Origin of the sequence: Mesorhizobium sp. M0045 (assembly GCF_040323385.1) — a bacterium.
Taxonomy (GTDB): domain Bacteria; phylum Pseudomonadota; class Alphaproteobacteria; order Rhizobiales; family Rhizobiaceae; genus Mesorhizobium.
Genome location: NZ_JAMYUY010000059.1, coordinates 1 through 2830, shown reverse-complemented (window position 1 = coordinate 2830; position 2830 = coordinate 1). Strand labels below are relative to the sequence as shown.

Here is a 2830-nt window from a genome sequence, read left to right as displayed (position 1 = left end):
CAGCGGTGGCCAAGCTGCCCGTCCGGGTCCGCCATCGCGCAGCGGGTTGAGCAGCTTCTCGAAGCGATACCACTTCACCAGACCCAACAATCGATCAAGCGGTGAAGAACCGCCAGCCAACTTGCCGCCCAGAAAAGCCTCCGCCAAGCTCAACTGGCCCATCTGCTTCACTGCCATCGCGATTCCCTCCGACCTTCGTCTAAGAGAATCACAATCAGCGAATTACGCAACAGGCCCCCCGTGGGGAGATGTCCGGCAGGACAGAGAGGGGCGCCGTCCCGCCAACCTCAGGCCGGAAACACAAAACCCGCCACAGCGGGCGGGTCGTTGGAGCCATTTAGCACCATACCCAAATTAGTAGCATAGCTGCCGGCACAAAGCAAGAACAAAATACGTTGCATCGGCAAAAACGCGAATTCCGCACGCCCGTCGCCTTGTCCCTCCTCAAGCGAGCGTGCTCAACCAATTGCAGGATCGCGTTCCTTCGCTCCCCTTTGTCCCACCAACCTCAGGCAGATTACAGCCTCACGCGAATTCCATGATCACCGCATCGACGGCAAGGCTGTCGCCGGGCTTGGCGTTGAGCTTCGAGACGATGAGGTCGCGCTCGGCGCGCAGCACGTTCTCCATCTTCATCGCTTCGACCACGGCAAGCGTCTCGCCGGCCTTGACCTCCTGCCCCTCGGCAACGGCGATCGACACGACGAGGCCGGGCATCGGGCAAAGCAGCATCTTCGAGGTATCCGGCGCCACTTTTTCTGGCATCAGCCTTTCGAGCTCGGCAGTGCGCGGCAGCATGGCGCGGGCTGTCACCGAGATGCCTTTCCAGGCGATGCGGAACCCGTTCAGCACCGGCCTGACCTGCGCCGCGACCTTGCGGCCGCCGACCGTGCCGCGCCAGATGAGATCGCCCGGCCGCCAGTCGGATGCCACAGTCAGTGCCTTGCCGCCGTCGATTGTGAGATCAAGCTCCATCGGAATGGAAATCATCCCTTCGACGATGGCAACCGAAAGATAATCCCGGCCGATCTTCACCACCCAATCGCGTTTCAACGCGCCGGAATGCGGCGCCAGCCGCCCGCCCAGCCGGTCGAGCCGGTCGCGGCGCAGCAGTTCCACCGCGGTTGCGATCGCGGCCAGCACCGCTTTCTCCTCGGCGTCTGGCACAATCGGCGCGAAGCCGTCGGGATACTCCTCGGCGATGAACCCGGTCGATATCTGACCTTCCCGCCAGCGCGGATGCTGCATCAGCGCCGCCAGGAACGGTATGTTGTGCTCGATGCCGTCGACGACGAAACTGTCCAGCGCTTCCGACATCGCGTCTATCGCCGCCAGCCGTGTCGGCGCCCAGGTGCACAGCTTGGCGACCATCGGGTCATAGAACATCGAGATTTCCGAGCCTTCGGTGACGCCGGTATCGTTGCGGATAACGATGTCGCCGAACTTTCCTTCCTCCGGCGGCCGATACTTTGTCAGCCTGCCGATCGACGGCAGAAAGTTGCGATACGGATCTTCGGCATAGAGGCGGCTTTCCACCGCCCAGCCGTTCAGCTTGACGTCGCTCTGCTTGATGGCGAGCTTTTCGCCGGCCGCCACGCGGATCATCTGCTCGACCAGGTCGATGCCGGTGATGAGCTCCGTCACCGGATGCTCGACCTGCAGCCGCGTGTTCATTTCCAGGAAATAGAAGTTCTTGTCGCTGTCGACGATGAACTCGACCGTGCCGGCGCTCTGGTAGTCGACGGCCTTGGCCAGCGCCACCGACTGCTCGCCCATGGCTTTGCGGGTCTTGGCGTCGAGGAACGGCGACGGCGCCTCCTCCACGACCTTCTGGTTGCGGCGCTGGATCGAGCATTCGCGCTCGCCGAGATAGAGCGTGTTGCCATGCGCGTCGGCGAGCACCTGGATTTCGATATGGCGCGGATCGACGATGAACTTTTCGATGAAGACGCGGTCATCGCCGAACGAGCTTTTGGCCTCCGACCGCGCCCGGTCGAAGCCGTCGCGCACCTCTGCCTTGCTCCAGGCGATGCGCATGCCCTTGCCACCGCCGCCGGCCGAAGCCTTGATCATCACGGGATAGCCGATTTCGCCGGCTATTCTTTCGGCATGGGCGGCGTTCTCGACGACGCCGAGCCAGCCGGGCACCGTCGACACCTTGGCCGTATTGGCGAACTTCTTCGATTCGATCTTGTCGCCCATCGCCTTGATGGCCTTGGGCTTCGGGCCAATAAAGACGACGCCTTCCTGCTCCAACGCTTCGCAGAAGGATGCCCGCTCGGACAGGAAACCGTAGCCGGGATGCACGGCCTCTGCTCCTGTGGCCTTGCAGGCGGCGATGATCTTTTCCGCGACCAGATAACTTTGCGCGGCCGGCGAAGGCCCGATATGCACCGCCTCGTCGGCCATTTCGACATGCACGGCGTCGCGGTCGGCATCGGAATAGACCGCGACGGTGACGATGCCCATCTTGCGCGCCGTCTTGATCACGCGGCAGGCGATCTCGCCACGGTTGGCGACCAGGATCTTTGTGAACATGCAGGCCTCGTCCCTCGGCTGCCCTTTTTTACGGGCTTCCCGTTTTTATGGGCTTCAGAAGGGCGGTCAAGGCAAAGTCGGAGCCTATCCCGCATGCAGATCGGCGGGCGCTGACGAAAATCCGGGGTCGGAACGTCGCTTCGTGCATAGCGCGAAGCTGAATGGTAAGTTAAATCTAACTTGGATTGCAGACTGTCTTGGGAGGATTGCCTGATGAAAACGCGCGCCGCTGTTGCCGTCGCCGCCGGAAAGCCGCTGGAGATCATGGAGGTCGACCTCGAGGGTCCTCGCG

At 62.4% G+C, this 2830-nt stretch carries 1 protein-coding gene; it reads right to left on the bottom strand.

The genetic code is table 11. From position 1 onward, the window contains the following. Positions 1-525: 525 nt before the first annotated feature. Positions 526-2538, bottom strand: a complete 2013-nt coding sequence (locus NKJ72_RS30800) for an acetyl-CoA carboxylase biotin carboxylase subunit (protein ID WP_352480782.1) — start codon at positions 2536-2538, stop codon at positions 526-528. Positions 2539-2830 lie beyond the last annotated feature (292 nt).

What these genes read in the sequence shown, in the direction of transcription:
- NKJ72_RS30800 (WP_352480782.1), bottom strand. Translation starts at nt 2,538, where the DNA reads ATGTTCACAAAGATCCTGGTCGCCAACCGTGGCGAGATCGCCTGCCGC.